We start from the raw sequence: 25420 nt of genomic DNA, 5'->3' as shown, positions 1-25420 counted from the left end.
CTGGACCGACGTCGCCGCCGTGGCGGCCATCCTGCTGGTGATCCGGCCGGTGTCCGGCCTGATCGGGCTGATCGGCCACCGCACCAATCTGCGCGAGCGCCTGATCCTGGCCTTCTTCGGCATACGCGGCGTCGGCTCGATCTACTATCTCGCCTACGGGCTGAACCATATGAAGGCCGATCCCGGCGCCGACCGGCTGTGGGCGGTGGTCGGCCTGACGATCCTGCTGTCGATCCTGATGCACGGCCTCACCGTCACTCCGATCATGCGCCGCCTCGACCGCAGCCAGGGCCGCGACCCCGACGAGCACGAGGCGGGGAGGGCGGAGCGCGAGGAGCAGGAGGATGAGGGTGTCGGCGCGCGCGGGTGAGGGGCTCGTCAGATAGGCTGACCGGCTGGAGGCACCGGCCGGAACACGGCTGCAAAGTCCCGACCGCGCCACCCTGTCAGGATCGAAGCCGGGCGATATATGGAAAGCCTGGTCCAACCCGATGGAGGACATGGCCGCCATGATCCACACCCAGCCGTCAGCCGATCCGGTGCCGCATGAGCGCGCGTAAGGTCACGCCGCGCGACATCAGGCGGATCTCGCAAGCGGCGCTGTTTGCCGCGCATGCCCACAAGGACCAGATGCGCGAGGACATGGGCGATCCCTATCTCGTCCATCTTTCGGAGGTGGCCGCGATGTGCGCCGGCATCAGGCCGCTGGATCCGGTGCTGGTGGCGGCCGCCTGGCTGCACGATACGCTCGAATACACCGATACCGACGAGGGCGCGCTGCGCGAGCAGTTCGGCGAGGCGGTGGCGGCGCTCGTCGCCGATGTCAGCGACCCGCCCGGGCTCAAGGGCAAAGCGCGACGCCAGCGACAGGTCGACCACACCGCCAAGGCCGGCATCCGCACCAAGCGGCTCAAGCTGGCGGACCGGACCTCGAATGTCGAGGAGGTGCTGAACGGACCCGACGAGCGATTCAGGGCGAAGAGCGCGGCCCGATACCTGAAATGGTCGCGCCGCGTGGTGGAAGTCTGCCGTGGTGCGGCGCCGGCGCTGGAAGCGCGGTTTGACAGGGCGGCGAAGGGGCTGCAGGCGCGGCTGGAGGAGGCTGGAGGTGGATAGGGCTGACCGGTGGGTGATGTTCGCTCTGTCGGTCTAACACTATCCCGATTTGGCCAGCGCCGCCCTCAAGAACAGACGCGGATCCTGATTGGTCCGAGGGGGAGCGAGATGATCCGCAAACTCAAGGGCGGCAAACAACGGCGCTGTCCGCGCAAGAAGAACGAGAGACCGGGGAACGGCGTGTCTTCAACGAACGCGTAGACGGCTGGATTATGTCTGACAAATCTTGCTAGGCTGCCAGTCTGAGGGGCGCCATGAACGAGGTTGAAAAGCTGGCGGTCGAGATTGTCGCGACCGGCCTCGGCTGGCCCGAGGGGCCGACGATGCTCCCGGATGGGCGCGTTGTCATCGTCGAAAGCTATCGCAGCCAGCTGACCGCCATCGATCGTGAAGGAACCGCCCGGCAGTTCGCCTATGTCGCGGGAGCGCCGAATGCGTGCGTTCTGGGTTCCGACGGCCTGCTCTATGTCTGCCAGAACGGCGGCACGACCGGACCCTGGCGGGCCGCGGAGATGACAACGCCATCGATCCAGCGCGTTGCCGAAGGCGGCAAGCCGGAGATCCTGCTGACCGAGATTGCGGGCATTCGGCTCAATGGTCCAAACGATCTCGTCTTTGCCGCCGATGGCCGGCTTATCTTCAGCGATCCCGGCACATACAACCCCGGCAATCCGGACCCCAGCTACATCTTTGCCGTGAACCCCGATGGCAGTGCGTCTGTTGCTGTCGGCTTCGATGAGCCGACCTTCCCGAACGGCGTGGCGATCGAGGCCGACGGCTCGATCGTCTGGGGCGAGTCCTATACAGGCCGCGTCAAGCGGCAGCGGCCGGATGGCTACGTCGAAGACCTTGGCCGCCTGCCTGGGGCCAATCCGATCCCGGACGGGCTGAAGGTCGGAGCCGATGGCCGCCTCTATGTCACGGATATTGCCGCCAACGGCATTCATGTGCTGAAGCCCGACGGCACGGCGGAAGGTTTCTTCATCTGCGGCAAGGCAACGACCAACTGCGTTTTCTCAGGCGAGATGCTCTGGGTGTCGAGTGCCGGCGTGCTGGCGACCGGCAGCGACCCCTCCTTCGAGGGCACGCTCTGCCGTGTGCGTGTTCCCGGCGGCGGAGGACCGACGCACCACGGTCGCATCGGCGGTAGGAAATCGTGAGCAACTCCTCGACCGCCCCGGCCGCGCTGAAGCGCCTGTACAGCGTGGCCGCGGTCCGCGACGCAGCGCGGCGAACCTTGCCCCGTCCGGTGTTCGACTTCGCCGATGGCGGCGCCGAGGATGAGCGAACGCTGCGCCGCAACGAGGAGGCCTTCAACGAGGTTGCCATCCTGCCGCGACCCCTCAACGGTGCGGCGACACGGGATCTCTCCCTCGACCTCTTCGGCGCGAAGCTTGCCATTCCGCTCAGCATCGCGCCGACAGGACTGGCCGGGCTATTCTGGCCCGACGGCGAGCGCGCGGCGGCACGAGCCGCGGCAGCTGCCGGCACCTTCTATTGCGCGAGCCACGGCTCGGTGTGCACGCTGGAGGACATAGCAGCCACCGGGGCGAGCCCGCGGTGGATGCAGGTGTTCGTCTATACCGATCGCGGCTTCACCCAGGACATGGTGGATCGGGCGCGTGCCGCAGGATACGGCGCGCTGGTGCTCACCGTCGACAACCAGCTGCTCGGCAACCGGGAACGCGACATCCGCAACGGGTTTTCCATCCCGCCGCGCTTCGGCGTGGCAGGAACGCTGGCGGCCGCCACCAAGGCGGCGTGGCTGCTGCGCATGCGCACCCGGCTTCCGAAACTGACCTTCGGCAACTATCTGCGTCCCGGCGAGACGGCGACGGTTGGCGCGCTGGCGGGCCGCATGGCCGCTCTGCTCGACCCCGGGCTGTCCTGGGCGGACGTCGACTGGCTGCGCAGCGTCTGGTCCGGACCGTTGCTGCTCAAGGGTATCCTGCATCCCGGCGAGGCCGCCGAGGCGGTGGCGCGCGGGATCGACGGCATCATCGTGTCCAACCACGGGGGACGCCAGCTCGACGGCGCCGCCGCGACGCTGGACGCGCTGCCGGCTGTCGTCGCGGCCATCGCCGGCCGCATTCCGGTGCTGATCGACGGCGGCATCAGGCGGGGCTCCGACGTCGTCAAGGCGCTGGCGCTCGGAGCGTCCTGCTGCCTGATCGGCCGGCCACAGCTATGGGGGCTCGCGGTCGCCGGCGAAGATGGGGTGCGGCACGTGCTGGACCTCTACCGCAAGGAGATCGACCGGGTGATGGGCCTGATGGGGGCGCGCAGCCTTGCCGACCTCGGTCCGGACTGTCTTTCCTTCCTTCAAGCTACGAGGCTGCCACATGATTGAAGACCCGCCGCTGCTCACCATCAAGCGCCGTTTCGAACGGCCCGCGGCAGACATTGTCAGTGCCTTTGCCGGCGTGCCGGTCAGCCAGGTCGTCGACGCCATGGGCGGGCGGGGAGCCTTGCACCATGCGATCAAGCCGCTCTCGCCGGCTGCTGCCACGCTGGTCGGCGTCGCCGTGACCTGCCAGTGCGGCCCTTCCGACAATCTCGCGCTGTTCGGGGCGCTGGAAGTCGCGGCACGTGGCGATGTCATCGTTGCGGCCACCGACAGCTTTGCCGGGGCGGCGGTCACCGGGGATCTCGTGCTTGGCATGGCGCGCAACAAGGGGGTCGCCGGCTTCGTCACCGACGGCCTCGTGCGCGATGTCATCGGGATCGAGGCGGTCGGCTTGCCGGTCTACTGTGCCGGGGTGATCGCGAACTCGCCGGCGCGCAATGGTCCAGGCACGGTCGGATTCCAGGTGGTGCTGGGAGGCGTGACCATCTCGCCGGGAGACATACTGGTCGGCGACCGCGATGGCGTCGCCGTGGTGCCCCGCCTGGAGGCGAGGGCAGTGCTGGCGCGGCTCGACGCCATCAAGGCGGCCGAGCAGGAGCTTGAAACCAAGGTGCGCCAAGGTCTGGAAATGCCCGAATTCGCCAGCGCCGTCCTCAAGTCCGACAGGACGCGCTTCGTCGACTGAAACGGGGTTGCCGAATTGCAAAAGAGATTTCAGGACAACATGATAGCCAACGAGGTGACGCCGGCTGCCAGGGCGCGGAGGCCTCAGCCCAACAAGACGCAGCCTAAGCGGCGCGCCGTTGGGGCAGATGGAGACCCGGGCGGGCCGGGCGGGCTCGACGAGGGTCGACCGCGGTCACGATGCTGTGGTGATGATCGCAGTAGACGCGATCGGCCGACGTCGGCCCGGCGCAAAAACGGTAGCCGCCAGGGACTGACCGGTCTTCGCTCACGGGGAAGCGGCACTGATAGACGCCGAGCTGAATGAGGGGGACGTCTCTCGAAATTGGTTTGATATTCGCAGGCATGATGGTTCCAGCATCCTTTCGTTCATAGCCACCGCCGGCTGACGGCCGCGGTGCGACGTCGGGCGAGCTTCTCTCGTTTTGAGGGCTTTGGATGAGCATATGGGGATTGTCGGGCCGGTTATGAAGGGCGGCGCGCGGTTTCGGAGGGCGATCGTTTGCGACTTAAGGACACACCTGCGGGGCGAAAACGCGGGCGACGTGGCATCGTGCGGCCCCCTCGGCCGGGGTTTGGCGGAGGTGTAGAGGCCTTTTGAGCGCGCGCCGCCGTTCACGCTCAGGATCCTGCCGCCGTTCTCGTCCAAAAACCCAAACCGCTCCGAGCGCGCTGCGCGAGCAGTTCGGCGAGGCGGTGGCGGCGCTCGTCACCGATGTCAGCGATCCGCCCGCAACCGCGCCTCCAGCGCCAGGTCGACCACACCGCCAAGGCCAGCATCCGCACCAAGAGGCTCAAGCTCGCGGACCAAACCCCGAATGTCGAGGAGGTTCTGAACGACCCGACGAGCGGTTCCGGGCAAAGAGCCCGGCGCGCTACCTGAAATGGTCGCACCGCGTGGTGGATGTCTGCCGTGGGGCGCCGGAGCTGGAAGCGCGGTCTGGCGAGGCGGCGAAGGGGCTAAAAGGCACGGATTGAGGAGGGTGGGGATAGGTGAGGTGGTTTGCATGTTCGAGTGCTTTGACTCGATGCAATCTTATTCAATCAACTATTGTTCTTACGTCTGAGCATCGATCTAAGCGTACGGATAGCTAGGCCGTACCCGGTGTTCGAGAGGCGGTACTTCTTGGTGCGCCTCCCGCTATCTGTAGATATCTCGTAGTAAGCATAGTAGTCCTGGTTGAAATATCTACTTATGTTATCCTTATGCTTTGGGCTAATGCTAGGAAACGTTAATAGGAGCAATTTTGCCATCTCTGTAGTTGTATAAAAGCGCCGGGACTCGTCATCTTTCCATACGCTCAAAAGCGCGACCAAAATGGCGTCTGCCAAGCCCACTTCACTGATTTTCGAAACTGCGGTTAGGCTGGAATCGATGTCAATCTTGTCCTCGTTTTCCCCGCCGACGAGCAAATTGATGCGATCAAAATAAGAACGCAAACTAGCGTTGTTATCGATTGAAAGTACCTCGGCAGACTGCCTAATATTCTCCAAGCCCATTCGCAACTGCTGGGCATCTCGTGCCCGAAATTCGTCAATTGAAAGATTGTCCCCCGGACGAGCACGGGCGCGGAGGCGTTCAAATCGGACCTGCTCATCTGCATCAACGAACAGCTTTAAGAAATGCTTGCCACGTGATGCCATTTCCTGTTCCAAAAAAACGACCTCAGGCTGAGCTCGAAATCCCGAAATCACAACGGGATATGGAAGGTTGTCCAAGATATACTCCACTACCTTTTCAGCAGCTATCGTCGGCTTCTGCGCCAACGCATTCTCTGCAAAGTCGCCAATCGACAGAGGACCTCGATAGCCGTGGCGATAATAATAACTGAGATGCATGAAATCACTTGCTTCGACGTGAAGGTAGCCGAACGATCTGGAAAGATATTGACTTGCAGTGGTTTTACCCGAGCACGTGTACCCGGAGAGGATTATATTGGGCTTTTTGTCCAAAGACAGTTCCATCTGTGAACTGTATCTAGTCATGTAGTTTCGTTGTTCCAAAAACGAAAAAAGCGAGTTAAAAGACTTTCGACGAAAATCGACAGTGTCGGCGACCCCTATTGGTAAAGCTCCAAGCGGAGCGTCACACCCATCTGGCTGGAACCACTTGTTAAATGACTTATTGTCGAGCCAAGGATAAACTAGATTTGTTCTATAGGAATGTTCATGTTGAACAATATGGCCATGCTGTACTCCCGTGAAAATTATGTACTCCGCGTCAACTCCCCAACTCTTTCTGAAATTGGTCGGGACGTACAACAATATGTCTGAGCGCACACTAGCAGAGCGGGCTCCGCCGGTTGCAACAAGGGTTCTATCTAAATCTTCGAATGAACGATCTTCCATCCAATACTTAATGTCGACCCCGGGGACTTCGACGCCTTCCCTGCTAAGAGCGTCAATACGAACAGAAGTGTCCTCTAGAATGAATGGATGGGTCGCCTCCGAAAAGCCTGCCTTTAGTATCTGCGCCTTAGCGCTTCTGTAACTGGCTTCTAGGATAGCCTCGCGTGTCGCCAAGCGAGGCTCGACGTAATCTGCGTGGTAAGTCCTTTGTCTGAATCCTTGAATCCTGATGTGATGACCTTCGGCTAAGTATCTCGCATGAGCGAGCTTAGTCGAGTTGGTCGTGAAGAATGTCAATTCACGCATGGCTGACGTGACGGCCAGCGTTCACGGGCGACGTGAAATGCACGTCGCAGTCCATCGCATCTGCACAAGCGGCAATCGCGTCCAGATGTTGGGTATCAGCGAAACAGAACAACATTGGCCCTAGACTTGACATTCCTACACAGTCCGCACCTGCATCCAATAATGCTTTGGCAAGAAAACGAAGGGGCTCCCCATACTCTGCCCACTCGGCTTGCTTCCAGGCGGTCTTCTGAATCTTTGCAATTCCCTGACAAAAGTTGTGGTAATCGCATTCGCTCACAGCCGCATAAATGTCGAATAAGGCAATATAGGAAGCCTCGTAGCTTGCTGCTGCTGGAAGTGGAGTGGTGCGTTGAAAGAACTCAACCTCTTCCTGTTGTGTTTTGGCCTTAATTAGGCGCGGCAGGCACAGCAGCATTGGCCAGGATGGCATCGAAACAATTGGAAGCGCTAAGGGCGCGCGAACCGGTGCCTTCAGAGATGAAGGCATATGTGGCGTACCATCATTTGGCCGCCCGAGGTCGCACACGAGTCCACCCTTGAAGTAGGCATTGATGCCGATACCGGACGTTCCGCCGCGTCCCGATGCGTTAACTAGATCGGCAGCAGAGAGCGTCCTCTCGTTGAGCAACGCGAGGGCCTCGGTTGCGGCCAGTCTAATAGCTGTGGCTGACCCCATGCCGACATGAGTCCGCATCCCACCACCAATTCTGATCAACCCGCATCTTGACAGTCCATGTGCACACATAAAGTGTTCAAGAACTTCCATCAAAGAAAGCAGTTCACCTGACGTCATTGGCGTTCGGCGGGCGTCATCGATTGTGAGGTTTGAACCCTCGCGTAGCGTCACTTCTACAACGGGGCCCTTGAGGGCGAAACCAATTCCCCCATTCTTGCGCGGCGCTTGCTCGTGCAGGGACAGCAAACCTAGATGAATGCGTGGGTGGGCATCAACTCGTATTTCACGCATGCGCGTTGGAGGAATCCCATATCGTGTCGAAATGATCGTCATATTTCCGGCCGAATGGCGTATCTGCGGCCACGTGGACGGCCGGAGCATACCGGCTTTTGTCGCCCTCGAAGATGGGTCCGGCCACTAGGTTGTTATCAGCTAGTACGAAACTGTGATGTGCCGTGTTTTTGAAACGCCGGAGTTCGACCCGATCTCCAAACTGTTGTCGCAGAGCGGCGATCTTGGGCAGCATGCTACGAGCACGCGTTCCTGCATCCTCGCCCATGTGTTTGTCGTCCGGTATCAGCAGTCGCACCTTGAGCTGGCTGTATCTATTAAGTGCGTCGACCAACACCTTGTCCTCGCTCTCGATGTCCAGAAAATCTTGGACAAAGCGGCTGCATGAGGCGCCCATCACATCAACCCGCCTGGTACTATACGCGACAAGATCTCTATAGTAGGTTTGGTTGTGTCTATTGGCGAGCAACGCTTTGACCCCCATACTTCGAAACTTGTCCAATTCCTGGATGGGTCGTATCAACGTCAGGAAGGTCGCAAGGTAGACTATTAATCCTGTGACAATTCCTCCAACAAATCCAACGAGTTTGACGTCGTTTTCGTCCAACGTGTAATACCAATAGCCAAACAGGGCCGCAATAAGAGTTATTGCTCCCGAGAGTATGACCCAGAGGGGCACGCCGACTCTACCTGTTTCGAAATTCATGTCCGCGGATGTCCAATAAAAAGTAATTCGCGCTTCCTCATTTTACTCAGTGCACTACTGTACTCACAAGAATGGATAGAAAACTGCGAAAAGCGATCCTCGAAATGGGCCTTAATTTCGGTTTCAGAGGGCAGTGCGTCCGAAACATATGACAAAACTACTATGGAATTACGATGCGTATCAATTAGTGAAAAAAGTCTTTCCTTAAAGGATCTTGCCCTGCTCCAGTCGGTGAGCCAAGAAGGTGGGGGGAACAGGCGAATGTCGGATTTCCGGTCTATCAAGTCTTCCCACTCGCTGTATCGAGCGAGACCTTCCAAAAAATGATACCGCCGCCAATAGTCATCTCGATTTTTTCGTTCTTCTTTACTTATATAAGGAGGATCGATATAGACCAAGTCATAGCCGGGAGCTATGTCTTCTGCGTTTCCAGAAGGGAGTATGGAGCACGAACTGCTCCAAGGTGAACAAAATTTAGCAAGTTCGTCGTAGGCTTGCATTGCATGGTGGCTGAAGCTCCGCTCCCAGGTAGAGGCATTTCCGAAACTCCGGCTAACCTGCGTGTTGTTGCGCAAATGTATGTTGGCGCGATGGAATAAATTAAAGGGACGTTTTTTCAAGCAAGCCTGGTAGATTATGTATCGTAGTAGAGAGCGATCCTCGGCAGAGAGAAAATCTCTTTCAAATATGCTGAAAAAACCATCGAGCCACGCATTCTCGTCGTCCTTAAAGAATACATTTGAAAACTGTTCTGCGATTGTCCCATGCCGGGGTTCGACTTTACCCAACAAATTTTCTACGGCGTCACGACTCAGAACAGGTTTGTCGCGAAGAACGGCCCGGCCAACGTCCTCATTGAAGCGTAGACCATCATGGTAGGTGACACTTTTGCGCATCGCCTTAAACATTAACGACACTGAGGCAGTGCCGCCAAATGCATCCAGCACGCTTTCAAAGCGGATCGGCCCCAAATGAGAGTATATCCAAGGGAGGAGCTTTCGTTTGCTGCCATAGTAGCGGGTTGACGGAAAGCCGGCTATTGAAGCCGCGACAGGTTGAATCAATTTCAACGTGCTCGGGTTGGCGCACGATGTCGCTGGCCCGAACGAGGTCACAAGTCGCTGTTCGGCCTTGTTGGCAACTTCTCCGCCCATGATGCCCTCTATCGCCGTGTTCGGCGCCCGCCTCAGGACTATCATGCCGCGGCGCGAACGCTACAAGGATTAGCAAGCTATGCACAGTCATGCGTGATGGGACCAAGCCCATCCGCTGCTTCGTCACTTACTTGCAGGATCGTGGCTGGGCGCTAAGGCTTCGGTAGATTTTCCACCATGGCGGAGAGAACCCGATCGATGTCTCCCGCTCGTCCCGAAACTTTCCCATCGACAAAATGGGAGCGGCCGTCCTCAGTTTCAGACAAGTAAATCTGTCTGAACACGTCAGACGCCTCATCGTCCGACATTAGTTCGACGTTCTCCAACATTTCATAGACGTGCACCATGACGTTGAAGATGCACGGGTTAATATTGACTGCCTGCCCGTACCAATGAAAGACCGTTTCGCAAGCGAGCTGTGTGACATCTCGCCATCTTTCTCCGGTGTTCGCAATTGCATGCTCCACTTGGTCTCGCCTCACAATGCAGAGGAACATTAGATCACTAAGTCCGGGTGCCGGAACGACGCGCACGTTTGAATGCACCTCTTCTGAATGGTGCGTCAGATTACGAAGCGCTTTGAGAGCGACAAACTCCCTGAACTTGTGGAGATCGTCATCGATGGCATTTTTCAGGCGATCGTTGAGGCTATGAAGGGCGTTAAGCGTTGCAAAAAGCGTGTCCAAATCCGGATCCAGGCAATGCCGCTCGTAAGCTCTAAACAAGCGTGCAGCTGAGTGTGTTGCGTGGAATCTTGCTTCGGTTGGATCCAATGTTGGTTCTTTCTTTTTTCGTTCAACGATAGATACGTCGAGCGGGTGAGCCTACGCTTATGCCAAATCTCGACGCGAAGTAAGTGCGCCTCACCCCCCCCCCATTAACCATTCGTTAACCATCTCGCCGCTAGCGTTTACCTCTCAGTAAGGATTCGCCAGCCGTGACTTTTGCCGCTCCCCTCGAGGCCAAATCCATTCGCTTTCGCGCCCGCTCTTTCGTCGCTTTCACGCTGACGCCGGAGGCGCCTTTGGCTGCCTGGCTGGAGGGGCTCGATCACTGGATCGGCAACTCGCCGGGCTATTTTTCCGGGCGGCCGGTGCTGCTCGATCTCAACGCGCTGAAGCCGTCGCCCGGCGAGATCGCGGCGCTGGTGACGGAGCTTCTCACGCGCGGCATCCGCATCTATGCCATCGAGCTCGAAGGCGCTTCGCTCGGCCCCGATTTGCCGCCGGTCCTGGTTGGCGCCAAGGAGGCGACGACCGATGGGCTGCTGCCGGGCCGCAAGGCGAGCGCCGAGGCCGAGGGCAAGGCGCCTGAAGGCAGTGCTGGCCGCGACGGCAAGGGCAGGGCGACCGAGGCCAAGACGGGCGAGGCCAAGGCCGAGACGGCCAAAGTCGACGCCGGCAAGATGGGCAAGGGCGAGGCCCGCGCCGTGCAGCCTGAAGCTGCCGGCACGCTGATGATCAAGGCGCCGATCCGCTCCGGCCAGGCGATCGTGCATCCGCATGGCGATGTCATCGTGCTGGGCTCGGTCGCGTCCGGGTCTGAGATCATCGCGGCCGGCTCCATCCATGTCTACGGCACGCTGCGCGGGCGCGCTTCGGCCGGCGCGCTGGGCGACAAGGACGCGCGGATCTTCTGCCGCCGCAACGAGGCCGAGCTGCTGGCGATCGACGGCTGGTACGTCACCGCAGAGGAGATGGAAGGCGTTTCGCGCGGCAAGCCGGTGCAAGCCTTCCTCGAGGGCGAGGGGCTGCGCGTCGCGCCGCTGAGCTGACAGTCAATCCGACCGACACCGGGAGCAGGCAGCAAGCCGCCCGGCAAAAAGACAAGGCAACAACAATGGAGGCTTTTCAATGGGCAAGGTAGTGGTGGTCACCTCGGGCAAGGGGGGCGTCGGCAAGACCACCTCGACGGCCGCACTCGGCGCGGCCGTGGCCAAGACCGGCAAGCGGGTGGCGCTGGTCGATTTCGACGTCGGCCTCAGGAATCTCGACCTGATCATGGGCGCCGAGCGGCGCGTCGTGTTCGACCTCGTCAACGTCATCCAGGGCCAGGCCAAGCTGTCGCAGGCGCTGATCCGCGACAAGCGGGTCGACACGCTGTTCCTGCTGCCGGCCTCGCAGACGCGCGACAAGGACGCGCTGACGGAAGAGGGCGTCGGCGAAGTCATCGACAAGCTGCGCTCGGTGTTCGACTATGTGTTCTGCGACAGCCCGGCCGGCATCGAGCGCGGCGCGCAGCTTGCCATGCGCTTCGCCGACGAGGCGGTCATCGTCACCAATCCTGAGGTCAGCTCGGTGCGCGATTCCGACCGCATCATCGGCCTGCTCGACGCCCGCACCATGCGCGCCGAACAGGGCGAGCAGATCGCCAAGCATGTGCTGGTGACGCGCTACGACGCGGCGCGCGCCTCGCGCGGCGAGATGCTGTCGATCGACGACGTGCTGGAGATCCTGTCGGTGCCGCTGCTGGGCATCATCCCCGAGAGCCAGGATGTGCTCAGGGCCTCGAACCTCGGCGCGCCGGTGACGCTGTCGGAGCCGCTCAATGCCGCCGCCAAGGCGTATATCGACGCCGCAAGGCGGCTCGAGGGCGAGCAATTGCCCGTCGTCGTGCCCTTCGAGCGCAAGGGCTTCCTCGACCGGCTTCTGGGAAGGAGGGCGGCATGAGCCTGCTCGACATCTTCAAGCGGCGCTCCAGCGCGCCGGTGGCGCGCGAAAGGCTGCAGGTGCTGCTCGCCTATGAGCGCCGCAACCGTGGCCAGCCCGACCTCGTCTCCATCCTGCGCGAGGAGATCATGGCCGTCATCGCCAGGCATGTGCAGATCGACCAGGACTACCTGCAGGTCTCGATGGACCGCGGCGAGACCATGTCGACGCTGGAAATCGACATCCAGATCCCCAACAAGAGCGCCATGCCGCTGGCGATGGCGGGGTAGGGGGAAAGGTCGCGATCCTTCGCGCCCCCCTCTGTCCTGCCGGACGTTCGTCATTTGGAAAGCCAAGCAATTGGCTTTCCGTCCGCTTCACGGACCATTCCTCAACCCCCACGAGGGGGGAGATCGGCAGCTTGGGCGCCGCAACTCTTTCTTTATTCGTTGATAATTGGCGAAAGCCTGGCGACATCCAATCTCCCCCCTTGCGGGGGAGATGCCCGGCAGGGCAGAGGGGGGTGCTGTCCCGCCGACCGCGGCTTTCTCACGCCAATCCCCACCACACGCTACCGCAGACCGGCGCCGAAACGCCCCCGGCAATCGCGTCGCGATCCGCCGTCCGGTCCTCGGCCTTGCCGCTGGAACCATTGAAAATTCCAGCCGTTAGGGTGTTCACCAGCGCAAGAAGGGGACACCGTGGACAGAGACGATGCGTCACCAGTGGCATCCGGCGTCGAAGGCCTCGACTACGTGCTCAGAGGCGGCTACGCCAAGTTCCGCTCTCATCTCGTCGAGGGCAGGCCCGGCTCCGGCAAGACCACGCTCGGCCTGCAGTTCCTGATCGAGGGCGCCCGCAAGGGCGAGACCTGCCTCTATATCACGCTCTCCGAGAGCCGCCGCGAACTGCTGTCCGTGGCCGGCCGCCATGGCTGGGATCTTGACGGCATCGAGATCCTGGAATTGGTGCCGCCCGAGCTCAGCCTCGATCCGTCGCAGCTGCAGACATTGGTGCATTCTTCCGATCTGGAGCTGGGCGAGACGGTGCATTCGGCGCTGGCCGAGATCGAACGCATCAAGCCCGACCGGGTGGTGTTCGACTCGCTGTCGGAGATCCGGCTCCTGTCGCAGGGGTCGTTGCGCTACCGCCGGCAGGTGCTGGCGCTGAAGAGTTTCTTCCTGCTCAACAACGCCACCGTGCTGCTGCTCGACGACCTGACCGCCGAGCATGACGATCTCAACCTGCATTCGATCAGCCATGGCGTCATCCGCATGGAACAGCTGTCGCCGGTCTATGGCGGCGAGCGGCGCCGGCTGCGGGTCATCAAGATGCGCGGCGTGCAGATCCGCGGCGGCTTCCACGATTTCGTCATCCGGCCGGGCGGCGTCGTGGTGTTTCCACGGCTCGTCGCCGGCGAGCACGAGGTGGGCGAGCACGGTGCCCCGGCCACGAGCGACAGCTCCGTCGACGCCCTGGTTGGCGGCGGCCTCGCGCGGGGCACCAGCACGCTGCTTATGGGTCCGTCCGGGGTCGGCAAGTCGACCGTCGCCTGCACCTACTGCCACGCGGCGCTGGCCCGTGGCGAACGCGTGCAGATCCTGCTGTTCGACGAGACCAAGCGCATCTTCCTCGCCCGCGCCGCGGGGCTCGGCATGGATTTCCAGGCCTATGTCGCTGACGGCTCCCTGCTGCTCGAGCAGATCGATCCGGCCGAACTGTCGCCCGGCGAACTGTCGACGCGGGTCCAGTCGGGCGTGGAACACAATGATGTCCGCATCGTCGTCATCGACAGCCTCACCGGCTATCTCAACGCCATGTCCGAGGAGCAGCACCTGGTGCTGCAGATGCACGAGATCCTGACCTATCTCAACCAGAAGGGCGTCGTCACCATCCTGCTTTTGGCCAATCATGGCCTGATCGGCCGGATGTCGACACCCATCGACATGACCTATCTCTGCGATTCCGTGATGCTGCTCAGGTTCTTCGAAAGCAGCGGCCGCCTGCGCCGCGCCATCTCGGTGGTCAAGAAACGCGTTGGCCCGCATGAGGATACGATCCGCGAGTTCCGGATCAGCGGCACGGGCATCACGGTCGGCGAGCCGCTGGAGGAATTCCGCGGCATCCTCACCGGCGTGCCATCCTTCGAGGGCAAGGAATCCGATCTTCTCAGGGACATGGGATCATAGATGCCCGCAAATCCCCCTGTGCTCGTGCTCACCCCGGTCGGGCGGGACGCCAGGATCGCGGCGTCGATCCTGGCCGACAGCCAGATCGAAACGCGCATCTGTGCCTCGCTCGAGGAGACGCTGCCCTTGCTTGACCAGGCGCAGTGCCTCGTCGTCGCCGAGGAGGCGCTGACCAGCGCCGATCGAAGCGGCCTTGCGGCATGGCTCGAGAACCAGCCGGCATGGTCCGATTTTCCGATCGTGCTGCTGGTGATGCGCGGCACCGAATTCGACAGGCGGCTGGCCTTCCTGGATCGCTACCTGATCGTGCTGGAGCGGCCCTTCCTGGCGTCGAGCCTGGCCAATTCGGTGCGTTCGGCGCTGCGCGCCCGCGCCCGGCAGCTGGAGGTCAAATCCTATATCGAACAGAAGCAGGTGGTCGCCGACCGCCAGAAGCTCCTGATCCGCGAGCTGCATCACCGCGTCAAGAACACGCTGGCCAATGTGCGCGCGATGATGGGGGCGACCGCCAGGTCGAGCGGGACCATCGAGGATTTCATGACCGATTTCTCGGCCCGGCTGGTCTCGCTCGCCGATACGCATTCCATGCTGACCGACGATTATTGGCAGACCGCCTCTTTGAAGAAATTGCTGGCGGGCGAGCTTCGCCATTACGAGACGCGCGACAAGCCGCGCATCGCGCTCGAGGGACCCGATGTGGCACTGGTCGCCGACCTCGCGATCCCGGTCGGCATGGCGTTCCATGAACTCGCGTCCAACTCCTCCAAGTTCGGCTCGCTGTCGCACCCGAAGGGCCGGCTCGAGGTCAGCTGGTCGGTGGGCAGCGCCGGCGACGCGCGCATCGTCAATCTCGACTGGCGTGAGCGCGACGGACCCGTGGTCGAGCCGCCGAAGCGGCGCGGCTTCGGCACGACATTGCTGGAGAAGGTGGTGACCGTGCAGTGCGACGCGAAGGTCGCGCTCAACTACCACCGCGAAGGCCTGCATTTCAACATGGCGCTGCCGTTGCGCGACACCAGGCTGGTGCCGGCCTATTCCTGACGGCAACTCCTCCACCGCGTCCAGCGCGTGAAAATGTCGCCTGCCGCTTTGGCCATGGCGAGAGCCTCGCATCGCTGATACTGATGCCGTTCATGCACAGTCCCGGGCGCAGCATATGACATCCGATCCAGACAAGGCCGAAGCGGTCGAGCAGCTGCTCGACACACCCGACCTGGCCAGCGCGCTGGAAAGCGAGCAGTTCAAGAAGTTCCTCGACCAGGTTCCGATCGCCATCGCGGTCTCGGACCTCAGCGCGCAGGAGCGCGTCGTCTATGCCAATCCGGAATTCGAGAAGCTGTCGGGCCTGAAGGCGGCGAGGCTGGCGCAGAAGGACTGGGCGGCCCTCTCCGGCACCGGCCTGCACGCGCAGAAGGACCGGCCGCTGTCGGAGGCGGTGGTCGAGGCTGCCGATTTCGTCGGCACGTTCCGGCTGGAGCGGGCGGAAGACAAGCCTGCCATTGTCGACGTCTATTCCAACGCCATCCAGGATGACGACGGCAAGGTCTGCTTCCGCCTGGTGGCGCTGGTCGACGTCTCGGCCCATGGCGATGCCGAGGAGGCGCTCTCGACCGAGGAACGCGTGCGCGAGAAAGACACGCTGCTGCGCGAATTGCAGCACCGGGTGAAGAACAATCTGCAGATGATCACCGCGCTGATCCGCCTGGAAACCCGCAACGCGGCCGAGCCGGACCGCAAGAGCTTCGAGCGGCTGGCGGGCCGCGTCGACGCGCTGGCGATCCTCTACCAGACGCTGTCGGGCGACGATCAGCGGGACGAGGTCGATCTCGGCGTCTATCTCAGCCAGATCGCGTCGGCGGTGATGACGTCGCACGCCGTCGAAGGCATCCGGCTCGACATGAAGGTCGACACCTATCCGGTGTCGATCAATGTCGCCATGCCGACCGGGCTGGTGGTCAACGAGCTCTTGACCAATGCGCTCAAGCACGCTTTCCAGGGGCGCGACGGCGGCACCATCACGCTGCACAGCATCGTCGACGGCGATGGCTGCCGCATCCTCGTTGCGGACGACGGCGTCGGCCTGCCGGAGGGCCAGACCTGGCCCAAGCCCGGCAAGCTCGGCGCGCTGATCGCCCGGTCGCTGACCGAGAACGCCAAGGCGGAGTTCGACGTGAACTCCAGCGCCGGCGAGGGGACGCGGGTGACCATCGTCTTCAAGCGCTCGGCGGCGGCCGCCTAACAGGGCAGGCGTCCAACAACCCTTCGCGGTGGCGGGCTTGCCCCAGCCGACTGTGCGGCCGTGCCTCACGACAAGCCGGCTCGAGGAGCCCACAGCTGCCGGCCAGGCCGCCGGTCGAAGCGGCTGAACGAACACGGCAGGGAGGAGATCAAGTGACAGCGACGCCGGTTGCCGGGCGCGAAGCGGCGCCCCTGCCCATGGCGGCGCTGCTGGGCGCCATGGTGTCGATCCAGATCGGCGCCACCTTCGCCAAGGGCCTGTTCCCGCTGATCGGCGCGCAGGGCACGACGGCGGTCAGGCTGGTCATCGGCGCGCTGATGCTGATCGCGGTGCTGCGGCCTTGGCAGAAGCTGCCATCACGCGCCACCTGGCCATGGCTCATCGGCTACGGGGTGACGCTGTGCGTGCTCAACCTGCTGTTCTATGCCGCGCTCGCCACCATCCCGCTTGGCGTTGCGGTGGCGCTGGAGTTCTCCGGGCCGCTGCTGGTGGCGACGCTGACCTCGCGGCGCGCCACGGATTTCGCCTGGATCGTGCTGGCGCTGGCCGGCATCGTGCTGTTGTCGCCCTTCATCCGTTCGGCCGTGCCGCTCGACCCGACCGGGGTCATGCTGGCGCTGGCGGCGGGCGGCTGCTGGGCGCTCTATATCGTACTGGCGCCGAGGGCCGCAGCCGAGCTCGGCACGCGCACCGCCGCCTACGGCATGGCGATCGCCGCCGTGCTGGTGCTGCCCTTCGGGGCCGCGCAGGCCGGGGCGGTGCTGCTCACGCCCTCGATCCTGGTCAGCGCGCTGCTCGTCGGCCTGTTCTCCAGCGCGCTGCCGTTCTTCCTGGAGATGGTGGCCCTGACCCGCATGCCGGCCCGCATCTATGGCACGCTGACCTGCCTGGAGCCGGCGCTCGGCGCGCTGATGGGATTCCTGTTCCTGCACGAGAGCCTGGCCGCGCCGCAGTTGGCCGGCATTGCCGCCGTGATTGTCGCCGCCGCCGGCACCGCGCTGACATCGAGGCCGCCAGTGCCTTCGCCGGAGTAGCGTGAGTAGCCAATCTCCCCCCTTGCGGGGGAGATCAGCAGCCTCTTCGTCGCGTCTCTCAGATCAGCTTCTCCAGCGTGATCGGCAGGTCGCGTATGCGCTTGCCGGTGGCGTGGAACACTGCATTGGCGATGGCCGGGGCCACGCCGACGATGGCCAGTTCGCCGACACCCTTGCCGCCGAGCACCGAGGAATGGAGGTCGGGGATGCCGACCGAGATCACCTCGATGTCGGGTATGTCGGCATTGGTCGGCACCAGATAGTCGGCCAGATTGTCGTTGACGATACGGCCATGGCGGCGGTCGACGATGCCTTCCTCGAGCAGCGCCTGGCCGATGCCCATGATGATGCCGCCCTTCCACTGGCTTTCGGCGAGCTTGGGATTGTAGAGCCGGCCGGAATCCAGGGCCGACACGACGCGCGACACGCGCACCGTGCCGAAATCCTCGTCAACGCGCACCTCGATGAAATGCGCGCACCAGGAGTGGCGGGAATAATCGCCTTCGGTGTGCGGCAGCGCCATGGAAATGGTGGTGTAATTCTTGTAGCGGTCCTCGGCGGTTGCGTTGGCGGGCATGGTGTCGCCGATCGCCTCGATGCGGTCGAGCCCGATGCCGGAGAGCAGCTCGGCGATCGAGACATCGGGGCCGTCGCCACGCGGCGAGGCGATGCGGCCATTGGCGACCACCAGCGTGTTGGCCTGCAGCGCATGAAAGGGCGAGCGCGGATCGCTGATCGCCAGCCCGACCAGCTGATCGAGCGCCGAGGTCGCCGCCTTGTAGACGGCGCCGGTCATCACGCCGGCCAGCCGCGACCCACCGGTGACGCCGGCGCGCGGGAAACGGGAGTCGCCCAGCTTCACCACCACGGTATCCGCCGGCACGCCGAGCGTTTCGGCGGCGGTCTGCGCCAGGATGGTGTAGGTGCCCTGGCCCATGTCGATCGAGGAGCTTTCGACCTCGACCGAGCCGTCGGCCAGGATGCGCACGATCGCCTCGCCATGGGCGCGCCGCACCGGGTAGGTGCCGGCGGCCACGCCCCAGCCGATCAGCTGGTTGCCGTCGCGCATCGAGCGTGGCTCGGGCGTGCGCCTCGCCCAGCCGAAGCGTTCGGCGCCCGTGGCAAACGCCTCGCGCAACTGCCTGGTCGACCAGGCTTTTTTCGCGTGCGGGTCCTGTTCGGCATAGTTGCGCAGCCGGATCTCCAGCGGATCGATGCCGATCTCGTAAGCGAGCTCGTCGATGGCGCATTCGATGCCGAAGGCCGAGGGGTTTTCGCCCGGCGCGCGCATGGCGCCCGGCACGACGGAATTGACCCGCACGACATTCTGACGGGAGGAGAAATTCTGCGTCGCATACATGATCGCGGTGACCGAGCCCAGCGGCTCGACCCACATGCCGTCGATCGAGGTCTCGTTGACGCCGCGATGGACGATCGACTGGATGACGCCGTCAAGGCCGGCGCCGATCGTCACCGTCTGGCGCGTCGCGGCGCGGCCGCCATAGCCGGTGAAGGTTTGCGGCCGGGTCAGCACCAGCTTGACCGGCCGGCTGAGCATCCTGGCCGCATAGGCGGCCACCGCGCCATGGCTCAGCGCCAGCGCCTTGGAGCCGAAACCGCCGCCGATATAGGGCGACACCAGCCGGACATTCTCGAACGGCACGGAAAACCATTCGGCATAGGTGCGGGCCATGCCGTCCAGCCACTGGCTCGGCTCCCACACCGTCAGGCGGTCGCCCTCCCAGCGCGCGATGAGGCCATGCGGCTCCATCGGCGCCTGGTATTCGCGCGGCGTGTTGTAGGCGGCGCAGATCCGCACCGGCGCGGCGGCGAAGGCGGCCGGCGCGTCGCCCCATTCCTTGGTCATGGCGTCGACCGGCATGCCGTCGCCGGCCTTGCCGTCGCTGAGGTCGACGATGGCCGGCGTCTCGTCATAGCTGACTTCGACCAGGGCCGCGGCGGCGACCGCCTGCTCGAAAGTCTCGGCGACCACCGCCGCGACATGCTGGCCGGAAAAGGTGATGTCGCGCGCCAGCGGGCAATAGGGCTTGTCGGGCGGCGGCGTGCCGAACCAGTCCGAGGCGGTCCGCAGGCCGATGATGGTGTCGGGCGTCAGGACCTTGAGCACGCCCGGGGCCGCCTCGGCCCGCGCGGTGTCGATCGCGCGCACCTTGCCGGCGGCGATCGTGCTGTCGACCAGCACGGCATGGACGAGCCCGTCGAGCTGCTGCTCGACGGCGTAGCGCGCGGCGCCGGTGATCTTGGCGGGGCCGTCGACGCGCGACAGCCGGCCACCGACGGCTTCGGCGAGCACCCCGTCGGACGCGTCGCCATGGCTCTTGATGTGAACGGTCATGGCGTCTCTCCCAGCTTGAGGATGGCGCGGGCGACGACGCGCGGCGCCAGTTCGATCTTGTAGCGGTTGGCGCCATGGTCGACGGCGCCTTCGACGGCAAGCAGGCTGGCGGCGCGGACGGCTTCCGGCTCCAGCACCTTCCCTTTCAAGGCGTCTTCCACGGCCCGTGCCCGCCATGGCCTGGTGGCGACGCCGCCGAGCGCCACGCGCAGGTCGCGGATGGTGCGCCCGTCGGCCTCGAACTCGATGCCGACGGCGGCGCTCGCGGCGGCGAATTCATAGGATTGCCGGTCGCGGATCTTCAGGTAGGTCGAGCGGCGGGCGGCGGCGGATGAGGGGATCTCGATGGCGGTGATCATCTCGCCCGGTTCGATGGCGTGTTCCCTGTCGGGGGTGGCGCCGGGCGCCAGGAAAAACTCATCCACCGAGGTCCGGCGCTCGCCGAGATGGATCATGGCGTCGAAGGCGATGAGCGCGGCGGCGAGATCGCCGGGATACATGGCGATGCAGGCTTCGCTGGTGCCGAGCACGGCATGCCCCCTTGTGACGCCGCCGATCGCCGAACAGCCGGAGCCGGGCTCGCGCTTGTTGCAGGCGGGGAAGTTGGCGGGATCGCGGAAATAGGGGCAGCGCGTGCGCTGCATCAGATTGCCGCCGATCGTCGCCATGTTGCGGATCTGCGCCGAAGCCGCCTGCCACAGCGCTTCGGAGACGGCGGGGAATTGGCTCTTGATGCCCGCATGATCGGCGACATGGCCCATCCTGGCCAGCGCGCCGATGGTGGCGCCGCGCTCGTCGACTTGGATCCGGTCCAGCCCCTTGAGATGGGTGATGTCGACCAGGCTATCGGGTTGCGCGACGCCGCATTTGGCGAGGTCGATCAGCGTGGTGCCGCCGGCCAGCAACTTGGCGCCGGGCAGGGCGGCGGCTTGCCTTGCGGCATCGATCGAGGCGGCGCGGACGTAGGAGAAATCCCTCATGACGCGGCCTCCAGGGCTGCCTGGCGGACGGCGGCGACGATGTGCGGGTAGGCGCCGCAGCGGCAGAGATTACCGGCCATGTATTCGCGGATCTCGTCATCCGAGCCGGCATGGCCCTCGCGGATGCAGGCCACCGCCGACATGATCTGGCCGGGCGTGCAGTAACCGCACTGGAAAGCGTCGTGCTCGAGGAAGGCAGCCTGCACGGGATGCGTTTCGCCCTCCCGTGCGAGCCCCTCTATGGTGGTGACGGCGCGGCCCTCGACCTGGGCGGCGAGGGTGAGGCATGCGAGCACACGCTCGCCGTCGACATGGACGGTGCAGGCGCCGCACTGGCCGTGGTCGCAGCCCTTCTTGGTGCCGGTCAGGCCGAGGCGGTCGCGCAGGGCGTCGAGCAGCGTGACGCGCGGCTCGAGCGCCAGGTCGTGACGATGGCCATTGATATCGAGATGAACAGGGATTGTTGTCTTGGTCATGGGCGTCTGGCTCCAGTTGCTTGACGCGAAGTCGTTTGAGATGGTTTCAGGACAAGCAAAGCACCGCGAACTCGCCGCATCTTCGACCTGTCGCGCCCTGTGCTATCGCTTCGGGCATATGTCGTCTGGGGAGCCGGCGAACGGCCCCCTGCTTGATGCGGACCTATTCGGTGAGCAGGTCCTCGATCCGGATCGGAAAGCGGCGCGGCCGCACGCCGGTCGCGTGCCAGACCGCGTTGGCGACAGCGCCGGCCGTGCCGGTGACACCGATCTCGCCAACGCCCTTGATGCCGAGCGCGTTGACGTGGGGGTCGTCCTCGTGGACCAGGATCGCCTCGACCGACGGCACGTCGGCATTCACCGGGACGTGGTATTCGGCGAGGTTGGCATTCTGGATCCGGCCCGAGCGCCGGTCGATGATCGCTTCCTCGTGCAGCGCGAAGGAGACGCCCCAGATCATGCCGCCATAATACTGGCTGCGCACCAGCCTGGGGTTGATGACCCGCCCGGCAGCGAAGGCGCCGACCAGCCGGGTGACGCGGACCTGCCCGAGATCCGGGTCGACCTTCACCTCGGCGAAGACGGCGCCATGGGCGTGCATGGCATAGGCTTCCAGCGATGCCGGGTCCGAGGCGGCCTTGCCGCTGCCTTCGATCTCCGTGAGACCGGCGCGCGTGAGGATATCGGCGTAGGTCTCGCCGCGGCTTTCATCGTCGCGGCGCAACAGCCGCCCGCCGCGCGCCAGCACGCCTTCATTGCCGGCGCCGAACAGGGGCGAGGCCTCGTCGGCGGTGGCGAGATCGGCGAGTTTCGCGATCACGGCCGCACCGGCATTGTGGATCGCCATGCCGGCGGTCGCCGTATGGCCGGAGCCGCCGGCAATGCCCGCATTGGGCAGGTCGGAACTGCCGGCCCTGAACTCGAGCCGGTCTATGTCCAGCCCCAGCCCGTCGGCGGCGATCTGGGCAAAGGCGGTCCAGGCGCCCTGGCCCATGTCCTGCGCCCCGGTTTCCATCAGTCCGCTGCCGTCGCTTTTCAGCACGGCGCGGGCTTCCGCCTGGAACATCAAGGCGGGGAACGTCGCCGTGCCCATGCCCCATCCGGTGAGGAAACCGTCGGCGTCGCGCATCAGCCGCGGCTGAAGCGGACGGCTCGCCCAGCCGAACGCCGCCGCCGCCTGTTCGTAGCATTCGCGCAGCGCCTTGGAGGAGAACGGCTTGCCGGTCATCGGCTCGACCTCGGCATAGTTCCGCAGCCGGAATTCCAGCGGATCCATGCCGCAGGCATGGGCCGCCTCGTCGATGGCGCTTTCCAGCGCGATCGAGCCGGTGGCCTCGCCGGGGGCCCGCATGAACAGCGGGGTGCCGGTGTCCAGCCGCACGGCATCGTGCGAGGTGGCGATGGCCGGGCTGGCATAGAGCGTGTGCGAGGCATCCGCCGCCGGCTCGAAGAAATCGTCGAACGTGCTCGACGTCGTCCTGGCGTGATGGTCGATCGCCGTCAGCCGGCCCTGGCCATCCATGCCCATGCGCAGCGTCTGGCGCGTCGGCGCGCGGTGGCCGACCGGTCCGTACATCTGCTCGCGCTGCAGCACCAGCTTCACAGGGCGACCGACGAGCCGCGCCGCCAGTATGCCAAGCACCTGGGGGCCCGAGATCATGCCCTTGGAGCCGAAGCCGCCGCCGAGAAACGGGCTGCGGATGTGGATGTCTTGCGGCGCGATGCCGAACAGGCCGGCAATGCGACCCTGCGCCATCGCGAGGCCCTGGCTCGGCGTGTCGATCGACAGTTTGTCGCCATCCCAGGCGGCGACGATCGCGTGCGGCTCCATGGCGTTGTGGTATTGGGCCGGCGTCTCGTAGGTCGCCTTGATCCGCGTCGCCGCCGATTTCAGGCCAGCCTCGACATCGCCCTTGTGCTGAACCGGCGGATTGCCGACGCCGACACCGCGCGGCACGAAGCTTTCGGCGTCGTCGAGGCCGACGCGCGCCGGCAGTTCTTCATAGCGCGGCGACAGCAGGGCGGCCCCCTCGGTCGCCGCCTCCAGTGTCTCGGCGATGACCACGGCGATGGTCTGGTTGGGGTAGCGGACGCCGTCATTCTGCAACAGGTCGAGCCGGAACATGAAAGGGTTGTCCTTGGCATCCGGATCGATGGCCAGCGCCGGCCGGTTCTGCGGCGTCATCACTTCGACCACGCCCGGGTGCGCCCTGGCCGCCTCGATATCGAGCGACAGGACTCGTCCGCGTGCGATGCTGGAGACGGCGAGCACCGCGTAGAGCATCCCTTCGGGATGGTTGTCGGCGGCATAGACCGCTCCGCCGGTGACCTTCAGAAATCCGTCGCGGCGGGTCAGCGGCTGGCCGATGCTGGAGCCCTGCCTGGTGTGGGCGGGCTGCTGGTTCAGGCTGAGTTCAAGCGTCATGGCGCGCTCCAGGAATGTTCGAGAACGGGGAGGCAGGCAAAGCAGGCATCAGAGCGGGTGTTCCAGCCAGGGCCGATTTCAGCGCCCTGACCACGATGCGGCGGGCAAGCTCGATCTTGAACGCATTGTCGCCGGAGGGGCTGGCGTCGGCCAGGGCGGCCTGCGCCGCGCGAACGAAGGTCGCCTCGTCGGCGTCGGCGCCCAGCAGCTCGGCCTCGGCCGTACGCGCCCGCCACGGCTTGGCTGCGAGGCCGCCCAGCGCCAGCCTGGCGGCGCGGATCTTGCCGCCTTCCACGACAAGGGCGGCGGCCGCCGAAACCACGGCGAAGGCATAGGAGGTGCGTTCGCGCACTTTCAGGTAACGGGCGTTGGCGGCGAAGGAGGCGGCTTCGGCCGGCAGGCGCACGGCGACGATCAGGTCGCCGGGCTCCAGCGCGTTCTCACGCTGTGGCGTGTCGCCGGGAAGCCGGTGGAATTCCTCCAGCGTCACGTGGCGCCGGCCCTCCTTGCCCTCGATCTCGACCACGGCGTCGAGTGCGACCAGCGGCACGCAGAAGTCGGACGGATGGGTGGCGATGCAGGCGTCGCTCCAGCCCAGCACGGCGTGCAGGCGGTTCTCGCCGCCAAGCGCCGCGCAGCCGGAACCGGGTTCGCGCCGGTTGCAGGCGCTGGCGGTGTCGTAGAAATAACTGCAGCGGGTGCGCTGCAGCAGGTTGCCGCCAACCGTGGCGGCATTGCGAAGCTGCGCCGAAGCGCCCGACAGCAGCGCTTCCGCCACCGCCGGATAGGCCTTGGCGAAGGCCGCGTCATGGGCGAGATCGGCATTGCGCACCAGCGCGCCGATGCGCAGGCCGCCATCGTCCAGCGCTTCGATACGGCTGAGTTCCGGCAGCCGGGATATGTCGACGATCCGCTCCGGGCTGGTGACGCCGCCCTTCATCAGGTCGAGCAGATTGGTGCCGCCGGCGAGATAGGCCGAACCCGGCTCGGCCGCCGCCGCGATGGCGTCGGGGATGGTGGTTGGCCTGATGTAATCGAAATCCCTCATGCCGCGGTCCTCCGGTCGGTCTTGGCCATGTTTTCCTGGGCTTCCAGCACGGCTTCGACGATGCCGCCATAGCCCGCGCAGCGGCACAGATTGCCGCTCAACCCCTCGCGGATGCGTTCGGGATCGTCGCCGGCCTGTCCTTCGGCGATGAGGCCGAGCGTGCTCATGATCTGGCCGGGCGTGCAGAAGCCGCACTGGAAGCCGTCATGGGCGATGAAGGCGGCCTGCACCGGATGCAGCTCTCCGCCACGGGCGACGCCTTCGATGGTCAGGATTTCGGCGCCGTCATGGCTGACCGCCAGCGCCAGGCAGGAATTGACGCGCCTGCCGTCGACCAGCACCGTGCAGGCGCCGCACTGGCCGCGATCGCAGCCCTTCTTGGTGCCGGTGAGA

Annotated in this window: 24 protein-coding genes; 12 read left to right on the top strand and 12 right to left on the bottom strand. The window is 64.2% G+C overall.

What is annotated here, in order from left to right:
• The 5 genes from WC739_RS14725 to WC739_RS14705 form a co-directional block, all read left to right on the top strand.
• Window positions 1-370 (top strand): cation:proton antiporter (locus tag WC739_RS14725; protein WP_372953767.1); only part of this gene is annotated, 370 nt, incomplete at its 5' end.
• A gap of 176 nt (window positions 371-546) precedes the next feature.
• Window positions 547-1116, top strand: coding sequence for an HD domain-containing protein (locus WC739_RS14720; RefSeq protein ID WP_372953766.1), 570 nt, complete (start codon window positions 547-549; stop codon window positions 1114-1116).
• Window positions 1117-1370: 254 nt separating this feature from the next.
• Complete coding sequence (locus WC739_RS14715) at window positions 1371-2276, top strand: SMP-30/gluconolactonase/LRE family protein (protein ID WP_372953765.1); 906 nt, start codon at window positions 1371-1373, stop codon at window positions 2274-2276.
• Entirely contained in the window at window positions 2273-3466 is a 1194-nt protein-coding gene (locus WC739_RS14710) for an alpha-hydroxy acid oxidase (RefSeq protein WP_372953764.1), read from the top strand. Before WC739_RS14715 ends, WC739_RS14710 begins: the two co-directional genes overlap by 4 nt.
• Entirely contained in the window at window positions 3459-4148 is a 690-nt protein-coding gene (locus WC739_RS14705; protein ID WP_372953763.1) for an RraA family protein, read from the top strand. Before WC739_RS14710 ends, WC739_RS14705 begins: the two co-directional genes overlap by 8 nt.
• A 103-nt stretch (window positions 4149-4251) precedes the next feature.
• Here the strand turns inward: WC739_RS14705 and WC739_RS14700 are convergent, their stop codons facing one another.
• From WC739_RS14700 to WC739_RS14675, 6 genes are all read right to left on the bottom strand, one after another.
• Window positions 4252-4593, bottom strand: a complete 342-nt coding sequence (locus WC739_RS14700) for a GcrA family cell cycle regulator (RefSeq protein ID WP_372953762.1) — start codon at window positions 4591-4593, stop codon at window positions 4252-4254.
• 598 nt (window positions 4594-5191) lie between these two features.
• Window positions 5192-6802 (bottom strand): non-canonical purine NTP pyrophosphatase, encoded by a 1611-nt coding sequence (locus tag WC739_RS14695; protein ID WP_372953761.1) that lies wholly within the window; start codon window positions 6800-6802, stop codon window positions 5192-5194.
• On the bottom strand, window positions 6795-7814 hold the full coding sequence (locus tag WC739_RS14690) for a beta-ribofuranosylaminobenzene 5'-phosphate synthase family protein (RefSeq protein ID WP_372953760.1): 1020 nt from the start codon (window positions 7812-7814) through the stop codon (window positions 6795-6797). Before WC739_RS14690 ends, WC739_RS14695 begins: the two co-directional genes overlap by 8 nt.
• The gene (locus WC739_RS14685) at window positions 7765-8478 is read right to left on the bottom strand and encodes a hypothetical protein (RefSeq protein WP_372953759.1); all 714 of its coding nucleotides are present in this window, start codon (window positions 8476-8478) and stop codon (window positions 7765-7767) included. Before WC739_RS14685 ends, WC739_RS14690 begins: the two co-directional genes overlap by 50 nt.
• Window positions 8475-9632 (bottom strand): DNA adenine methylase, encoded by a 1158-nt coding sequence (locus tag WC739_RS14680; protein ID WP_372953758.1) that lies wholly within the window; start codon window positions 9630-9632, stop codon window positions 8475-8477. Before WC739_RS14680 ends, WC739_RS14685 begins: the two co-directional genes overlap by 4 nt.
• Window positions 9633-9784: 152 nt before the next feature.
• A complete protein-coding gene (locus WC739_RS14675; RefSeq protein WP_372953757.1) occupies window positions 9785-10318 on the bottom strand; it encodes a hypothetical protein in 534 nt (177 codons plus the stop codon).
• Window positions 10319-10569: 251 nt separating this feature from the next.
• Here WC739_RS14675 and minC point away from each other — a divergent pair, with 251 nt between their 5' ends.
• The 7 genes from minC to WC739_RS14640 all read left to right on the top strand — a co-directional run bounded on the left by minC (window position 10570) and on the right by WC739_RS14640 (window position 17742).
• The gene (gene minC, locus WC739_RS14670) at window positions 10570-11406 is read left to right on the top strand and encodes a septum site-determining protein MinC (RefSeq protein ID WP_372953756.1); all 837 of its coding nucleotides are present in this window, start codon (window positions 10570-10572) and stop codon (window positions 11404-11406) included.
• Window positions 11407-11485: 79 nt separating this feature from the next.
• Window positions 11486-12301, top strand: coding sequence for a septum site-determining protein MinD (gene minD / locus WC739_RS14665; RefSeq protein WP_372953755.1), 816 nt, complete (start codon window positions 11486-11488; stop codon window positions 12299-12301).
• Complete coding sequence (gene minE, locus WC739_RS14660) at window positions 12298-12570, top strand: cell division topological specificity factor MinE (RefSeq protein WP_372953754.1); 273 nt, start codon at window positions 12298-12300, stop codon at window positions 12568-12570. The genes minD and minE overlap by 4 nt, the downstream gene beginning before the upstream one ends.
• 411 nt (window positions 12571-12981) lie before the next feature.
• On the top strand, window positions 12982-14469 hold the full coding sequence (locus WC739_RS14655) for an ATPase domain-containing protein (RefSeq protein ID WP_372953753.1): 1488 nt from the start codon (window positions 12982-12984) through the stop codon (window positions 14467-14469).
• Window positions 14470-15510 (top strand): sensor histidine kinase, encoded by a 1041-nt coding sequence (locus tag WC739_RS14650; RefSeq protein WP_372953752.1) that lies wholly within the window; start codon window positions 14470-14472, stop codon window positions 15508-15510.
• A 115-nt stretch (window positions 15511-15625) separates the two neighbouring features.
• A complete protein-coding gene (locus tag WC739_RS14645) occupies window positions 15626-16708 on the top strand; it encodes a sensor histidine kinase (protein ID WP_372953751.1) in 1083 nt (360 codons plus the stop codon).
• Window positions 16709-16860: 152 nt separating this feature from the next.
• Entirely contained in the window at window positions 16861-17742 is an 882-nt protein-coding gene (locus WC739_RS14640) for an EamA family transporter (protein ID WP_372953750.1), read from the top strand.
• 58 nt (window positions 17743-17800) lie between these two features.
• Here the strand turns inward: WC739_RS14640 and WC739_RS14635 are convergent, their stop codons facing one another.
• The 6 genes from WC739_RS14635 to WC739_RS14610 all read right to left on the bottom strand — a co-directional run.
• The gene (locus WC739_RS14635; RefSeq protein ID WP_372953749.1) at window positions 17801-20098 is read right to left on the bottom strand and encodes a xanthine dehydrogenase family protein molybdopterin-binding subunit; all 2298 of its coding nucleotides are present in this window, start codon (window positions 20096-20098) and stop codon (window positions 17801-17803) included.
• On the bottom strand, window positions 20095-21078 hold the full coding sequence (locus WC739_RS14630) for a xanthine dehydrogenase family protein subunit M (protein WP_372953748.1): 984 nt from the start codon (window positions 21076-21078) through the stop codon (window positions 20095-20097). Before WC739_RS14630 ends, WC739_RS14635 begins: the two co-directional genes overlap by 4 nt.
• Window positions 21075-21554 (bottom strand): (2Fe-2S)-binding protein, encoded by a 480-nt coding sequence (locus tag WC739_RS14625; RefSeq protein WP_372953747.1) that lies wholly within the window; start codon window positions 21552-21554, stop codon window positions 21075-21077. The genes WC739_RS14630 and WC739_RS14625 overlap by 4 nt, the downstream gene beginning before the upstream one ends.
• 163 nt (window positions 21555-21717) lie before the next feature.
• A complete protein-coding gene (locus WC739_RS14620) occupies window positions 21718-23979 on the bottom strand; it encodes a xanthine dehydrogenase family protein molybdopterin-binding subunit (RefSeq protein WP_372953746.1) in 2262 nt (753 codons plus the stop codon).
• A complete protein-coding gene (locus WC739_RS14615) occupies window positions 23969-25027 on the bottom strand; it encodes a xanthine dehydrogenase family protein subunit M (protein ID WP_372953745.1) in 1059 nt (352 codons plus the stop codon). The genes WC739_RS14620 and WC739_RS14615 overlap by 11 nt, the downstream gene beginning before the upstream one ends.
• A partial coding sequence (locus WC739_RS14610) for a (2Fe-2S)-binding protein (protein WP_372953744.1) occupies window positions 25024-25420 on the bottom strand: 397 nt, incomplete at its 5' end. The genes WC739_RS14610 and WC739_RS14615, both read right to left, overlap by 4 nt.

Origin of the sequence: Mesorhizobium sp., assembly GCF_041661565.1 — a bacterium.
Classification (GTDB): Bacteria; Pseudomonadota; Alphaproteobacteria; order Rhizobiales; family Rhizobiaceae; genus Mesorhizobium.
Note: the sequence above shows the minus strand (reverse complement) of the source record. Positions and strands in the feature narration are given on the sequence as shown.